1 protein-coding gene is annotated in these 822 nt (G+C 69.2%); it reads left to right on the top strand.

The annotated features are described in order from the left end of the window. Positions 1–117: 117 nt before the first annotated feature. Positions 118–564, top strand: a complete 447-nt coding sequence (locus tag IO29_RS31295) for a hypothetical protein (protein ID WP_234316401.1) — start codon at positions 118–120, stop codon at positions 562–564. The last annotated feature ends 258 nt before the right edge of the window (positions 565–822 follow it).

The following is an 822-nucleotide window of genomic DNA, read 5'->3' as shown; positions in this document are numbered from 1 at the left end:
CAGCCCCTCGCCCCCGCCGTGCAGCCGCTGCCGGCCTGCACCATTTGCACCCTGCGCCGCCCGCCCCACCACGCCACCCCCGCATGGATCCATCCCGCGCCCGGCCTGCCCCGGGCCATGATCTGCACCCGCCACCAGCAAGCCTCCAGCGACCCCCGACAGCGCATCCCCCTCGACATCCGCGCCCTGCCCGAACTCACCCACGCCCGCCCCCCCCGCCAGCCGCCCACCGCGGCTTCCCTGAGCTGGGCCATCACGATCACCACCCGCTGGTACGACCACCATCAACACCTGCACCAGCGCTGGCGCACACGCCTCACCCAGCTCACCGCCGCCAACCCCCACCTCACCCACAGCCCGGCCTCACCCGCCCTGACCTGCCGGAACCTGATCACCTACCCCGAAACCCTCACCCTCGCCGCCGCCCTCGACCGCCTCCCCCCGCACCCCCGGACACGCACCCAGCAGACCGCCTTCCTCCACAACCTCGCTGGCCGCCTCCACCTGACCCGCCTCGCACCCGCCGACCACGACCTGCTCTGGCAACGCCTCACCACCCGCTGAACCACCCCCACCCCCCCCAGCCCTCGCACAGCCGACCAGCACCGCTACCTACAGACGCGCCAACCGCACTGAGCAAAAACCACCACCCCGCTCAGCACACTGAGCAACACCAAACAACCAGCTCAACCCACGTACCCCCCAGCACCGGACACTCGGTTCCGCGTAAGCCTCACCGACTGACCAGAACTACCACCCAGTACAACTGAACAACAGCAGGCCACAATCAAGATCAATAAGCACACCATCAGCTACGCCATA

It is taken from the genome of Streptomyces sp. NRRL F-6676 (assembly GCF_000725625.1).
GTDB lineage: Bacteria > Actinomycetota > Actinomycetes > Streptomycetales > Streptomycetaceae > Streptomyces.
The sequence above is the reverse complement of the archived record's forward strand: the minus strand, read 5'-3'. Positions and strand labels throughout refer to the sequence as shown.